The organism is Vreelandella sp. 2A-K22 (assembly GCF_054065485.1).
On sequence record NZ_JBSUGC010000008.1, the window covers coordinates 254,481 to 269,054 of the forward strand.

General features: G+C 56.7%; 12 protein-coding genes. 7 read left to right on the forward strand and 5 right to left on the reverse strand.

All coding sequences use genetic code 11. From position 1 onward, the window contains the following. The first annotated feature begins 6 nt into the window (after positions 1-6). Positions 7-480, forward strand: coding sequence for an SRPBCC family protein (locus tag ACW17M_RS13110; RefSeq protein ID WP_039858851.1), 474 nt, complete (start codon positions 7-9; stop codon positions 478-480). A 324-nt stretch (positions 481-804) separates the two neighbouring features. On the opposite strand, the gene ACW17M_RS13115 is transcribed toward ACW17M_RS13110, so the two are convergent. From ACW17M_RS13115 to ACW17M_RS13135, 5 genes are all read right to left on the reverse strand, one after another. Beyond that, positions 805-2,646 (reverse strand): DUF3413 domain-containing protein, encoded by a 1,842-nt coding sequence (locus ACW17M_RS13115; protein WP_457547592.1) that lies wholly within the window; start codon positions 2,644-2,646, stop codon positions 805-807. 266 nt (positions 2,647-2,912) lie between these two features. Next, the gene (locus ACW17M_RS13120) at positions 2,913-3,107 is read right to left on the reverse strand and encodes a hypothetical protein (protein ID WP_039858850.1); all 195 of its coding nucleotides are present in this window, start codon (positions 3,105-3,107) and stop codon (positions 2,913-2,915) included. A 237-nt stretch (positions 3,108-3,344) separates the two neighbouring features. Beyond that, positions 3,345-4,487: an amidohydrolase family protein gene (locus tag ACW17M_RS13125; RefSeq protein WP_009286857.1), complete on the reverse strand. Its 1,143-nt coding sequence runs from the start codon at positions 4,485-4,487 to the stop codon at positions 3,345-3,347. An 8-nt stretch (positions 4,488-4,495) separates the two neighbouring features. Beyond that, positions 4,496-7,555: an efflux RND transporter permease subunit gene (locus ACW17M_RS13130; protein WP_457547593.1), complete on the reverse strand. Its 3,060-nt coding sequence runs from the start codon at positions 7,553-7,555 to the stop codon at positions 4,496-4,498. Then, positions 7,552-8,706, reverse strand: a complete 1,155-nt coding sequence (locus ACW17M_RS13135; protein WP_233973892.1) for an efflux RND transporter periplasmic adaptor subunit — start codon at positions 8,704-8,706, stop codon at positions 7,552-7,554. The genes ACW17M_RS13130 and ACW17M_RS13135 overlap by 4 nt, the downstream gene beginning before the upstream one ends. 213 nt (positions 8,707-8,919) lie before the next feature. Here ACW17M_RS13135 and ACW17M_RS13140 point away from each other — a divergent pair, with 213 nt between their 5' ends. The 6 genes from ACW17M_RS13140 (at position 8,920) to ACW17M_RS13165 (ending at position 13,948) form a co-directional block, all read left to right on the forward strand. After that, positions 8,920-9,735 (forward strand): MipA/OmpV family protein, encoded by an 816-nt coding sequence (locus tag ACW17M_RS13140; RefSeq protein ID WP_009286854.1) that lies wholly within the window; start codon positions 8,920-8,922, stop codon positions 9,733-9,735. After that, positions 9,735-10,421, forward strand: a complete 687-nt coding sequence (locus tag ACW17M_RS13145) for a response regulator transcription factor (RefSeq protein WP_009286853.1) — start codon at positions 9,735-9,737, stop codon at positions 10,419-10,421. The genes ACW17M_RS13140 and ACW17M_RS13145 overlap by 1 nt, the downstream gene beginning before the upstream one ends. Beyond that, the gene (locus ACW17M_RS13150) at positions 10,390-11,754 is read left to right on the forward strand and encodes an ATP-binding protein (protein WP_022519825.1); all 1,365 of its coding nucleotides are present in this window, start codon (positions 10,390-10,392) and stop codon (positions 11,752-11,754) included. The genes ACW17M_RS13145 and ACW17M_RS13150 overlap by 32 nt, the downstream gene beginning before the upstream one ends. A gap of 49 nt (positions 11,755-11,803) precedes the next feature. Continuing rightward, positions 11,804-12,229 carry a Rid family hydrolase gene (locus ACW17M_RS13155; RefSeq protein ID WP_039858846.1) on the forward strand — a complete coding sequence of 142 codons (426 nt, stop codon included), beginning with the start codon at positions 11,804-11,806 and terminating at the stop codon, positions 12,227-12,229. A 130-nt stretch (positions 12,230-12,359) separates the two neighbouring features. Further along, positions 12,360-13,511, forward strand: a complete 1,152-nt coding sequence (locus ACW17M_RS13160) for an alpha/beta hydrolase (RefSeq protein ID WP_230804740.1) — start codon at positions 12,360-12,362, stop codon at positions 13,509-13,511. Between the two features lie 107 nt (positions 13,512-13,618). Beyond that, a complete protein-coding gene (locus tag ACW17M_RS13165) occupies positions 13,619-13,948 on the forward strand; it encodes a hypothetical protein (RefSeq protein ID WP_457547594.1) in 330 nt (109 codons plus the stop codon). Positions 13,949-14,574 lie beyond the last annotated feature (626 nt).

Sequence of the window (14,574 nt, forward strand, 5' to 3'; positions counted from 1 at the left end):
CTCACCATGATCTACTCGACCGCTACTGTCCCGGTGAATCCGGCAGGGGAAACCACTCTGACCCGAGCACAGGCCTGGCAGGGCCTGGTGCTCAAGGCCCGCGACGCCCGCCTGTTCCTACCCAAAGGCCTGTGCACCCGCTGCGACGTCATGGAGGAAAGCACAACGCACTTCGTGCGCGAAGCCACCATCGCCGGCACCGATCTGCGCGAGATCATCACCCTGGAGCCAGAAAGCAAGGTCACCTTCTTCCAGGCCACAGGTCCCCGTGAGGGCGCCATCGTCAACGAACTCTTTGAGGATGAGGCCGGAGCGCTCCAGCTTCGCTTCTACTGCTATCTTGGCCTGCGCGACAAAGCACCGGGCGGCCCTGAGGAACAAGCCGAACAAATCCAGTTCGACAGCGACAACGGCTACAAGGCCGCCTTGCTGTCCACGCTCAGACGCACCCGGGAATTGATTGCCGACGGCAAGCTCTGAAACGGGCTTTAGCTCATGCAGCTCTATCGTTGTGTAGCGAGCAACGATAGAGCTGAAGTCAAGGTCAAATCCTGGGCAAAATTAGGTGCCAATTGTGTATGTGCCTCGCTTCACACAACGGCGCAGCCAATTCACTATGCCACTACACTTGTTGTTCCTGGCCATTGAAACCGCCAAGCCTTCAACGCCACACCGGGGTTCGGGGTCGAAGACCTGCACCTTGTCGGGCTACCCATTGGCCTGCTCAACAGATGGTTATAGGCATTGAGGCCATGGCTGATTCACTCCGTACGCTAAAGCCGGCAATGCACCATCCTTGGTGTCTTAGCGATAGAATCTCGACAGCGCCCTAAGTACCTCGTTCGACACCTGGGACTCGAGCTTGATATCGTCGAGTTCGTTCATGCGGTAGTCATAGACTTCGAAGGCCCGCGTGGGGTGCACAGCCACCTGATAGTCGGGCATCAGGATGCCATAACCCATGTAGCTGCCTGAAAGCATCCAGTCGCGATGGGGGTCGACGTCCAACAGGCTTTGCCCCAGGGTGTAATGTTGAGGAGCTGATTCACAATCGAGCAGCTCCTCGAGCAGCGTCGGTGCGATATCGGCGTGGTGCGTTCGCCGCTCCAGCGCCCCACCGGACCGTCCCGGCAAATGCATCACCAGCGGGACCTGGACCTGCTCCGGCGTGTAGTTGCTGCCATGTCCCCAGTAGTTCTTGCCATGTTCGTTGAAGGACTCTCCGTGGTCGGCAGTAATCACTATCGCAGTATCCTCAAGCCGCCCACGGCGCTCCAGGTCATCGAGTACGCGTCCCAATTGCTGATCCACATAGCGCGCCGCCGTGCGATAGCGGTTCCAGTAAGGTTCGGGGTCAAAGTCAGGCCCCAGGCTCAGGTGGTTGATATGCTCCCAATAGGGCGTGAACCGAGGGAAGTCTGGCGGATGGCTGTAGCCGTGCACGGCGTCATAGAACAGGAAACCAAAAAACGGCCGCTCATCTGACCTTGCATCTTCTTTGTCCATCCAGGCTAGCCAGTCATCGGTGATCTGCTGGTCGCGCTCCCAGGGCTCGCCCTGTGCTGTCTCCAGCGAGACATCCTTGAGGCCGGCAAAAACGTTACGGTCAAAGGCAGGGCTCACCAGCGTCGCCGAAGAGAGAACCTGAAAGCGGTAATCGGCAGCCTCGAAGCGCTCCATCAGCACCGGGGGCGTCTGGCTGGCAGTAAATGCATCCCAGTAGGTGACTGGCAGGCCATAGAAGAGGCTGAAGACGCCGGCCTTGGTGGAGTTACCACCACTGATATGCTCACGCGCCCTGAACCAACCGGGTTGATTGGCGTACCGGTAAAGATTCGGCATCACTTCAGGAGTGAGCATATCGTGACGCAAGGTATCCAGCAGTACCAGCAGCAGGTTGTCGGAAGACACCGACGGCGAGCAACTCAGCGGCGCGGAGGGGTAGACCAGGTCCTGCGCCTCTCCCTCCGCCGCCTCGAGATCCACCCGATCTCTTACCGCCTGGGGGTCGACCCACCCCTGCTTGACGAAGAAGCGCTTGGCAGTGGCCGGATAGAAGACCGGCACATGACGCGTCATGCCGGTGATGTCGCGGTCGTAGTGGGCATCCGCCCAGGCATGCCAACCGTGCACCCCCAGCAGAGCCAACAAGCTCACTACCAGCATTGCGCCCACAGGCCGTGAAGGTTGACGTCGCTTGAATAGCAGCCCGAGGCCACCTTGCACCGCCAACATACCCAGCACGCCACCGACGGCCAGTGCCCAGGCGACCCATGAGAAGCTGAACACGTCGCCCCCGGCGTTGAGCAGCAGGTCGAGAATAAAGCCGCTCAGGTGAAAGCGATACTGAGCGTAGACGAAGGTATCAAGCAGCAGTAGCAGCTGCAGGCCACTCGCCCACAGGGTGGTCATCAACCATAGCCCGCTGCCGCGCAAAACTATGGCCAGCAGGAACATCGGCAAAGCTCCCAGCCATACCAGCAGCGAGAGATGGCCGAGGAAGACCATCAGCAGGTAGCTCCACTGCTCGGCCCCCTCGGGCTGGATATAGCCGACATAGCGCAGCGAGATCATCCAGGCAAGCAGCAGGTTGGCCAGGGTCCAGGCGCCAAGCCAGCGCCACCGATGCAGGAGTCGATAGATCATGCGCGAATTCTCCAAAGACCAGAGGCCATTCAGTCGACGTTGAGTGGAAAGAGTGTTGACTGTCGCTGCCGCTGGCTTACTGAAAACTTACGCAATACTTCTCGATCGTTCCGATCCTCCGCTAAGGCTTCTGAAAGACGCATTACCGGGCAGTCTCGTCCTATGCGACGAGGACACCACATGCTTCCATCCACCGATGTCATTCCTGATGCCTTTATGCCTCGCCGCCGCTGCTCAATGATGGGCCTCGACAGGTCTGTATTGGCCTAGACATGATCGGAGAACGGCAGACTACGGATCCTCTGCTGTGTGGAGGCGAACAGCGCGTTGGCCAGCTCAGGCGCGAGCGGGGAAATGCCCGGTTCGCCAACGCCGCTTACCGGGAACGCGATGGTGACGTCGTCGAGCGCGACGATGGCGGACTCGCCAGAGCCGTATCGCTTGACTACGCCGACGAGCATGGCCGTTGCGTCATCAGCGTTGGATGGCAGCGCCCTCCTGGATCGCCGATTGACGACCGTGGAATCTGGATTGGGGGGACATGAGACCTCCGATGAGTGGTTGGCCACGATGAGGGAGGCAAGGGGCCTCGCTTGGCATCCTTTGGCTGTACCCTTGAGATACAGCCAAAATGATCTCCGGTTATGGCCCCGCTGACACCAAAACCAATCGGCATCATTCGATCCCGGGCGGATGCGTCAGACCTTTATTCCGAACAGCTTTTCTGCATTTCGGAACGCAATTTTTTCCTTGGCTTCACGGGGCAGATCCACCGCCCGAAACCAGTCGGTTCCTTGCTTCATGTCTGCAAACGGGTAATCCGTTCCAAACATCACTCGATCCACACTGATGTACCTCAGCAAAAGATGAAGCAATTCGTCCTGGAAGAATGCGCTGGTTGTGTACCAGAAATTGTCACTAAAGTATTGCCCGATAGGCTTGTTCAGCGAGTCTTCGGTCGACTCGCTCATATCTCCCACGATACGCTCGTAGTAGAACGGAAGGCCCTCTCCCATATGGCCGATAATCATCTGCAGTTTAGGAAATTTATCGAACACCCCAGTGATGATCAGTCGAAGACATTGAGTCAGCACCTCCTGGTGCCATCCATATCCTGAACCGCTGAAAATGTAGTTCTGGAACAATTGGTCATACCCTGGCCGCATGGTGTTGTAATAAATATTGAACACGTCTTCCGGGGGGAAGCCTGGATGCAGGTATATCGGCACATCAAGTGCCTCGGCGCGCGCCAGAATGGGCTCGAAATCCGGGTGGTCGAGGAATTTGTTGCCAATGAATCCATTGGTCATGGCCCCCAGAAAGCCATCTTCCCGAACGGCGCGTTCCAGTTCGTCCGCTGATGCTTCCGGGTTCTGCAGAGGCAAGGTTGCATAGGCCTGGTACCGCCCCGGATGGGTGGCCATCGGGCCATCGGCAATCATCTTGTTGAGACGATAGGCAAAATCGATGCCTTCCTGACCGGGGACATTCTGCACGCCCGGCGTATGTGCGGAGAGGATTTGAACATTGATCCCCGCCTTATCCATTGCGCCGATGCGGCCAGGGCCGAGTTCGGCAAGACCCGTTTCCCTGAGGTACTCTACGTGTTGATCGTTAATCGCGTTCAGCGCGATCAGTTCCTCGGTGGTATAGGTCTCTTCCGTGGCGATAAATGGCAGATCCTGGTCTCGCAACGCGATGACCGATTTCTCTGTCGCGACAGCACTGGAGATAATGGCAGGCGCGGACAACCCGGCACCAACACCAAGTGCAGCCGCGCCAGTTAGAAAACTACGGCGTCCCATTGTCAGGCTCTCTAGGGTTTTTTCGATCTGTTTCATGACAATTTCTACTCCGATGTTTGCGTTGCGTGGTTTGGGGGCAGCTTGAACCGCCCCAGGATATTGCCGATGTCATCCACGTAGCTGTACACCACCGGGATAACCAGCAAGCTCAGAAGCGTTGAAGTGAGCAGTCCGCCAATGACCACGAAGGCCATGGGGGCCCGGAAGCTGGGATCGCCAGCCCATCCTAGGGCGATCGGCATCATGCCCGCCCCCATGGCAATGGTGGTCATCACGATGGGCCGGACACGTTTTTTGCAGGCATCAATAATGGCGTCCACGCGTTCCAACCCATGCACCCGACGGGCGATAATGATGTAGTCCACCAGCAGGATTGAGTTCTTGGTGGCGATGCCCATCAGCATGATCAATCCGATCATGGCAGGCAGCGACACGGGCGTCTGCGTGAGGAACAACGCCAGGAAAGCCCCAGGTACGGAGAGCACCAGAGCCACCAGAATAGTGACCGGCTGCATGAAATCCTTGAGCAGCAGCACCAGCAACATATAGATACACAGCACGCCGGTCAGCATGGCAATCCCGAAGCTTGAGGCAAGCTCCTCCATTTCCTCTGCATCGCCTTCTGCTGTCTGAAACACGCCGCGTGGCAACTGACGTAAACTGGGCAGTGCCTGCACGGCCTGCTCGATTTCTCCCAAAGGCTGCCCTTGCAGGCTCACCTCGAAATTGACGTTGCGCAGACGATCATGCCGGGTGATTTCCGAAGGACCGCTGCTCCACTCGAAGGAGGCAACACTCTCAAGCGGCACTGGCCCATTCGCACCAGGCACTGGTAGCCGTTTAAGGGTCGCCATATCCTCCCGAGCGGCATCCGCCAGCCGAACCATCACCGGCACCTGACGCGAGCTGAAGTTCAACTTAGGAAGATCCTCGGCGTTATCGCCCACTGTCGCGATGCGCAGCGTATCGGCGATGGCCTGAGCCGAGACCCCAAGGTCGGCGGCACGGGCAAAATCAGGGCGTACAATGAGTTCAGGCCTGACCAGGCTGGCCGTCGAACTCACCGCGCCGATGCCGGGAATGGCGCGCATCTCCCGCTCGACTTGGCGGGCATGCAGTTCAAGCACTCGGCTATCCTCACCGGCGAGCACCAACTCATAGCCATCCCCCTCGTCACCTACGCGAGTTCGCACCCCGGGAAGTGTGGCGAGTGCAACCCGCAACTGCTGCTCTATGTCTTGCTGCGTAACGCCCGCGCGGGTTGCGCGATCCGCCAAACCAACGGTCAGTTCCACCGAGGTCACATCAGAGTCACTGCTGCCGGAGTCCTCACCGACGGCCGCGAAGACGCTGACTACATGCTGTTGCGTCTCCAGTCGTGAGCGTGCCTGCTCGGCAAGCGCCTCCGCTTCAGAAAAGGTGCTACCAGGCGGCAAGGTGAGCGTCGCCTGCGTCTGGGAATTATCATCGGGGGGTATGAAGGTCCCCGGCAGGGTCGAGGCCAGCCAGATACCGCCTGCAAAGCAGGCCGCCGCCGCGAGGAGGGTTGTCTTGCGGTGGCGCAGGCACCAACGGGCGACAACCAGATAGTAGCTAATCCACGCTGGGTCGCGATGATGCAGATGGGGTTTGCGCAACAGATACGCAGCCAGCATGGGCGTGAGAAGGCGCGCCACCAACAGCGAGAACAGTACTGCCACAGAGGCCGTCCAACCGAACTGAACGAAGAATTTCCCGACGGTGCCGCTCATAAATGCTGTGGGCAGAAAAACGGCAATCAACGTAAAGGTGGTGGCGACCACAGCCAAGCCGATTTCTGCCGCCGCATCCATGGCGGCCTGGCGCGGGGGCTTGCCCATTAGCAGATGCCGTTCGATATTCTCAATCTCGACAATGGCATCGTCCACCAACACCCCGATCACCAGCGAGAGCGCCAGCAACGTCACCACATTGAGCGAGAAGCCCATCAGGTGCATGAAAGCGAAGGTGGGGATGATCGACAGCGGAAGCGTAACCGCCGCAATCAGTGTGGCCCGCCAATTGCGCAGGAAGCAGAATACCACCAGCACCGCCAGCGCCATGCCCTCGAATAACATATGCATGGAGCCCTGGTAGTTCTCCAGCACCGGCCCAACAAAATTGAAGGCTTCTTCGATCTCGACATGGGGATATTGCACCTGCAACGCCGCGAGCGCAGACTGCACGCCCTCGGCCACATCCACCTCGCCGTACCCCTCGGCACGGGTCATCTCTAAGCCGACGACGGGCACTCCATCCAAGAATGCAATTGAGCGCCGCTCGGCCACGGTATCGGTAACCGTCGCCACCTCATCAAGGCGAATACGGCGGCCATCGCTGAGTGCCAGCTCCATCTTCGCCAGCTCGGCTGCGGATTCAGCGTTGGCGATGATGCGCACTGCCTGTTCGGCCCCGCCGACATCCACACGGCCGCCGGGCGCCTCCAACTGCGCCTGACGCAGCTGGCGTGATATATCCAGCGCTGTCGTGTTCATCGCCAGCAGACGATCCGCATCCAATGCTACGCGGACTTCGCGATCGACCCCGCCGATACGCCGAACCGAACCAACGCCTGGCACCGACAAGACGGCCTTGGTCATTTTGTCATCGACAAACCAGGAGAGTGCCTCATCGTCTAGATCAGAGGAGGTCACCGAGTAGCGTACAATCGGCTCACTGAAAAACTCACCCTTCCGAATCACTGGATCACGCAGGTCGGCGGGTAGATCCGAGCGGATGCGAGCAACAGCGTCGCGCACATCCTCAAGAGCCTCTTGCAAGGACTTTTCCAGCCTGAATTCGATAGCAATGTCGGCATTGCCATCCGTCAGCGTTGTATTGATATTTTTGACGCCGGAGACGGTAGCGATGGAGTCCTCGATCTTGCGGGCAACCTCGTTCTCCATTAAGGCGGGGGCCGCCCCCGGCAACGAGGCTGAGACCTCCACGAGGGGCAGCTGCACATCCGGCAAGTCCTGAATAAACAAGCCTCGGAAGGAGATTAGCCCCCAGAAGGTCAATAGGATGAAGAGCAGAACAACCGGAATAGGATTGCGAATCGCCCAGGATGAGGTATTGAGCGTCATACCCCCTCCTCGGCGTCGGTATCGTTCGCTTGGGGTGAATGAACTGGCTCTCCCTCAATCACCCGCACCTGGTCACCGTTGCCAAGAAAAGCACCGCCCGAGGCGACCACTCGGGCATCGGGTTCAAGCCCGGCGCGAATTTCGATTCGATCCTCCGTGTGCTGGCCCAAGGCAACTTTCTGCTCCGTTATCTGGCCTTCATCGCTGACGCGATGGACGTAGCCAAAGCCATCGCGAAGCTGCACCGCAGAGCGTGGTAGCGTCAACACTTGGCGCGTGCCCAGCTCGAATTTACCACGTGCAAACATTCCCGCCCGGGCAACGTCGCTTAACGGTAGGTCGACATAGACCAGACCGTTGCGGGTAGCGGTGTCCACTAACGGCGCGATGGTGCGCAAGCGCCCTTCGAGCTCATATCCACCGGGCACGGTGACCCTGGCAGTCTGGCCCGGTCGCAGCTCATTCAGATCAGACGCGGCGACCTCTGCCCGCCACTCCAGGCGACCATGGCGCGTCAACCGGAACAGCTCCTGATCAGTGCCGGTGACAGCACCAACAGTGGCTGTGCGGGAGGTAATCAAACCGTCGTCCGGGGCAACCACTTGCGTCTGAGCCAAGCGTAGTTCTTGGGCTTCATTCTGCGCTTGCGCAACGCCTAGCCGCGCACGGGCGGTAAGTTCGGCGGTTTCGTATTGCTGAATCTGCTGCTCTGAAAGCGATCCCGTGGTTTTCAAACTTCGGGCACGCTGGGCATTGGCATTCGCTTCCGCAAGCGTTGCCTCGGCTTCCGCCACGGCGGCGCGGCTCCTAGCCAGCTCTGCGCGCACCGTTGTATCGTTATAAACGGCCAGCACCTGCCCTTCCGTGACCTCATCACCCACGTCTACCTTGACGTCTACCAGCCGCAGGCCACCGATTTCGGTACCGATAATGATTTCCTGCCACGCAGCGATATCACCATTGGCCGCAATCGTCGTCGGAAGCGTCTGAGGTTCTAATGTCGTCACGTTGACTGATAGTGAGGGCTGCGCCGTCGGTTCGGCGACGGCATCGCTTTCCGAAGACACCGCCTGCATACATGCAAGCGCGGCAGCGCTAGCGATCACGACAATCATAATGCCGAAACAACTTTTTCGTTTTGGAAATGGCATAATCCAGGCCTGCTTCAAAGGGTTCAATTCATTGATGAAAAAGAAAATCCAAGAATTTCAGTTGAACCACTATCGGCCTGCCTTCCTTTCTCATTTCTTACTGACGTCACGTTTTAAATAAATCCGGCACCAGTAAGAAACGCGTAAGATAGCGCTCCTGATGATGGCACTTTCATACCACTCTCACTTTCAAACCATGCTAGGAGTGCCACCATGAGTTATCATCAGTCGCTATTACTGAACGGCCGCCTCATCACTATAAGATTGGCGACAGCCGCATGTATCGGTGGTCTTGTTATTGTCTCTCCGTTGGCGTTCGCCGACGAAGAGGACTCAGACGAAACCACTTGGGGATTGGGCGTAGGCGCAATAAGCGAACAGGATCCCTATGCCGGTATCGACAGGGAAAACACCCCATTTCCCTTGTTCCTGATCGAAAACCGGTACATTAGTGTCTTCGGACCGGAAATCGAATTTAAACTGCCGAGTCTTGTCATCAACGACTCACAACAGCTCAATTTCGGCATCGTCGCCCAGTACGATGAGAGCGGCTACGAGCCAGGCGATGCCCCGATTCTCAACGGCATGCGTGAGCGCAAGGGCGGATTTTGGGCGGGGGCCAAAATGGAATGGGAGACCGACTTCGTTGATGTTAGTGCCGAATGGCTCACCGACGTCTCCGGCAACAGCGACGGACATCGCTTCGATCTTGGCCTGGAGAGAACGTGGGAATTCGGCGAACATATAATGGTAACCCCACACGTGGGGGCGTCCTGGCAGGACGACAAGAACGTCGATTACTACTTCGGCGTTCGCGATAATGAGGTTCGCTTCGATCGCCCCGCCTATAAGGGAGAGTCGGCTACCAATATCGAGGCGGGGGTGCGCGGCGTGTACCAGTTTGACCAGCATCACTCTGTGCTGTTAGGTGTTGAGGTCACGAGCCTGGCGAACGAAATCAAAGATAGCCCACTGGTGGATCGTTCGACCCAAAACGCCGTGTTAGTTGGCTATCTTTATACATTCTGATGAGCCGCATACTACTGATCGAGGATCATGACCGGCTAGCCCACTTGATGTGCAAAGGGCTGGTGGACGCCGGTATCGGCGTTGATGTGGTCGACCGCATCGATTCGGCTTGGGCTGCCGTTCAGCAGATGCCCTACCAGGCACTGGTACTCGATCGTGGCTTGCCGGATGGCGATGGGCTGCTATTGCTCAAGAAGTTGCGCAACGCGGGCCTTAGCGTGCCCTGCCTGGTGTTAACGGCTCGCGATGCGCTGCATGACAGGCTAGAAGGCCTCGAAGCCGGTGCCGACGACTACCTCCCCAAGCCGTTTGCCATGGATGAGATGGTGGCACGTGTCCGTGCCTTGCTACGCCGCCCTGCGGAATTCCATTCAATCGACCCCATTCACGGCGACCTGAGGCTGCATACGGAAAGCGGCGTTCTGTTTAGCGGCGACAAGAGCATTACCCTCGCCCCGGCGGAGCTGCACATCATGCAGTTGCTGTTATATAAGCACGATGAGGTAGTTCGCCGCAGCGCGCTGGAAGCAGCGGCCTGGGGGCTAAGCGAGGCGGTGACACCGAACGCCTTGGATGTCGCCCTGCACCGTTTACGCCGCAAGCTGCTTGCCATCGGTTCGCGCCAGCGGATCGCCAACGTGAGAGGGATGGGATATGCGCTTCGTCAAGCGGATGACGCTCAATAGCCTGAGGCTGAAGGTGCTGCTGGCCTATTTGGCAGGTATGGTGCTGAGTATCACACTGCTGGTAATTGCCGCAGCAGTGGTGCTTCAGAGCGATCTACTGCCTCGTATGGATATGGCCGACGCGGCCGATGGGCTGGTGGACAATGTCGAGTTCGACAGTCGTGGCCGGCCCGTTGGTTTCGACGCCAGCATGGACGACCGCGCTTGGCTATACGAAGGCCCACAACCCGAAACGGCGTACCGTATTCTGGATGATGCCGGGAACGTGGCGGTGACCTCGAGTGCCAGAGAAGCTTTCTGGCCAGCCGACGGCGAGGTTCTACGTTTGGCGCGGGGCACCTTTTCCTTTGAGTATGACGACAGAACTTTCTACGGTGCCACGGAGCCCTTTGAGCATGGTGAAAGAACGTGGTATCTGCAGTTCGTCGCCAGTTCAAGATTCGTTGATGTCCTCTATCTCGTCGCCTTTCCACTGGTGGCAGCGGGCGTACTGGTGTTTGGCTTTGTCATGTTCGTTGCCTTCGGTCTATGCGCCTACATTACCTTGCGCTTAACCCTCAAGCCGCTGCGCGATGTTTCCAAATCGGCGGCGGCTATCTCGCCGCGCTCTATAGACGCCCGGCTCGATACGGACGCCGTGCCTGTGGAAATTGCCCCGCTGGTACATAGCTTCAATCACGCTCTGGAACGCCTTGAGCGGGGTTATCGCCTGCAGCAGGAGTTTCTCGGCCATGCGGCCCACGAGTTAAAAACGCCCCTGGCGCTGATCCGCGGGCAGGTTGAGTTGCTCGAGGAAGGGCGAAATGACCGCAAGGCGCTATTGAGCGATGTCGAGTACATGACCCGCCAGGTGCAACAACTGCTACTTCTGGCCGAAGCGAGCGAGGCGCACAACTACCAGTTTAGCGTTGTTCGAATGCACGACATCGCCCACGAAGCTTCCATCTACTTGCAACGCATGGCGGAGTCCGCCGACGTGCATTTAACGGTGCTTGCCGCGGATCAAGGGGTGACATGGAAGGCTGATCACGGGGCATGCTTCACTCTGCTCAAGAACTTGCTGGAGAACGCCATCCAGCATGCCCCCGCGCAGACTCTCGTCAGCATGGAAATCCAGAGCAATACGATAACCGTGCGTGACCGAGGGTCTGGCGTCGAGCCTGAACAGCTGTCTCTGCTGTTCTCTCGTTTCTGGCGAGGTGCACATCGACGCGACCATGGTGCTGGTTTGGGGCTGGCCATCTGCCAGGAAATCGCCATGGCACACGGCTGGGTGCTTTCGGCTCACAACGCCCATCCCGGGTTGATCATGACGCTACGCAAAGAAGCCTAGGGTTAATCCCTGCAAACAGCGCCCTACATCACTTATCAACGAGGTGGTCATGCAAATTTTAAGACGCAAGCCCCTAAATCCGCCCAACCTGCCCGATACCTTGATCGAAGGTCACAGCCAAGCCGTATTAGTTCAGGGAGGCTCCCGGGTGCTGATGTCCAGCCAGGTAGGGGTCGATGCCGAAGGCCATTTAGCGGGCCCTGAACTTCCCGAGCAGACCGAAGCAGCGCTGAACAATATCGAACGATTGCTATCAAGCCTCGGCGGCGATCTCTTGCGGGTGGTGATGTTGAGAATCTACTTAGCCGAATCTGCTCGCTACGACCAGCAAGTGGTAATGGAGGCGCTGAAGCATCGTTTCCCCACCGCCCCGCCGGCTGCTACTTGGTTGATTGTGTACGGCCTTGCCGAACCGGAATGGTTAATCGCTATCGAGGCCGAGGCAGTGCTGCCGGGGTTTGCCTTAAACAGTTAAATAACCGTAACAGTCGAAATAATAACGCTGCTTGTTAAACACTACATAGCCCGCCTGCCCGACCATTCTAAGTAAGAGGGAGCACATTTGTGACTCTCTGTTAGAGGCAAGCACCGACAGAGAGGGTTCCATGATTAGCCGCCTTAGCGTTCTACTTTTCACACTCTTTCTGCTGACTTCCTGCGCCGTGCCGCCGGATTTCCCTGGTTTTCAACCCTCAGAAAATCTGCCTCGCTATGATCAGGAGAGTTTCGACCAATATGTGCACGATACACGTGCATGGATTGCGGATAACCGCGCTTTCATCAGCGAAGATCGCGACCTTGAAATAGAGCTCAATACGCCGTTCGAACTCCGCCCTGATAAACCGGCGAAACGCGGTATCCTGTTAGTTCATGGACTGGGCGCAAGCCCGTGGTATTTCATCGATATCGCCACCGCCATGGCGAATGACGGCTGGCTGGTTCGCTCCATTCTTCTGCCTGGCCACGGCACACGCCCTGCCGATCTGATGCTGCCTGATAATGATGATTGGGAAAAAATAATTGCCCATCACGCCAAACTGCTGGCAGCCGAGGTCGATGAACTTTGGCTTGGCGGTTTCTCAACCGGAGGTAACCTGGTCACCTCTCATGCGTTCACAGACGACAATGTCGATGGCCTGCTGCTGTTTTCTCCTGGATTTTACCCCGATACCCACTATCTATTTCTCGCCCCGACCATTGCCTATTTATGGGACTGGCTCGATATCGATGATGAAGACAATATCGTCACTTACCAATCATTTCCTGCGCGAGGGGCCTCGCTCTATTATCACTCGGTCAGTACCGTGCAAAAAAATCTCAAAACCTCACACTTTAATAAACCTGTCCTGATGACGATGAGTCAACATGATAGTGTCCTTGACCCCAACGCGACGCTCATTGCCTTTCAAAACCGCTTTCCCAACCAACAATCGCGCTTCATCTGGTACGGCGATCCACCACAGCACCTTGACGACCCCCGCGTCACCGCCTTTACCAGCCACCTTCCCGACCGGCGAATCAGCAACTTTTCCCACATGAATGTGCTGTTTGCGCCCGAGAATACCTATTACGGTCAAGCGGGTAGCTACCTCATGCTGGAAAACGGCCAGGATGGCCTCGCGCCGCCCGACGACCCGGATGCCCTGTGGTTCGGCGCATGGGGTCAGAGCGACGCGGAAAAATACCACGCTCGCCTGACCTGGAATCCCTATTTTTACGACCTCCTCGATGGTATTCGCGAGGTAACAGGAGACTAATCGACGTCCCTCCCCGACTGAGCTTTTCGGGACTCATGGAGAATAGGTGCAATAAGATGGTTATATCTATATTTTCACTATCCAAGTGTTTTCTTGTAACGCTATGCATGGAAGTGAAAACGTCATTCTCAAATGCTTGGTTCCCGGAATCCCCTGGAACATTAAGCCATTCACAGTGCTTTGCTTTACGTATTACAATAACTTTAACTGCTTTTTTAGCTTTACCCATGATGCTTCTTAATGCAGGATCAATTGAAAGCGTCATTGCCATCTTTAGCGTTGAAGCTAGCACTACAGCCTTAATCTTTTCCAAAGTAAAATCAAAAAGCACTACAGCTTGGCTACTGAGTGATATTGAGGATGAGATACTAGAGTTCACCAATACAATAGGAGTGGCAGGCGTAGGGACTCTTTTAGTTATATTTTTGTTGGCCTAATCCACTTCTTAATTGCTGTGCTGAATATCAAATGACGAATTAATCATTAATAACGACTTGGCCGCAGAATCTGAGAAAAGCAGCCCCTCGAATATACTTTCGGGAAGAGACAGGTAACAGCACCGTGTCACTCGCAAGCCGGAGGACACTCACTCGGTAAGTCAAAGACAGTCTCTTTTCTTTCAATGTGCCGCTTCAAAAACTCCCCCCCGATCGCCAATCAGCATTCGCCTGAAACCACTGCTTAGCATTCGTTGAGTTTGGCCTCGACCATTCGCAATAGAACTCTCCTCCGGTGGAGGTGGATAAGTAGCTGCGTGGCTTCAGCAACATTTATCGCGCTTTATCTATCTTGATGCACCTTGCTACAAAATAACCAATTCTTGACACACTGTGGGCACAACCATGGCTTACTTTTTCATTCCCAGCGAAAAGTTTTGATAGCCCGTCTCGTAAGCAGAGATAATCACATATAGAGATCAGCGAAGTATTAATAGTACCTGATTCCGTGAAGCCAGCGCCGACACTTCCCCTATCACCGCCAGCGAGCATTTTCTGACCGCCGATTCCGTCTCAACCGCTGAACGCATACCGGGGAGGACCAACCATGGCGACGCTGACCGACG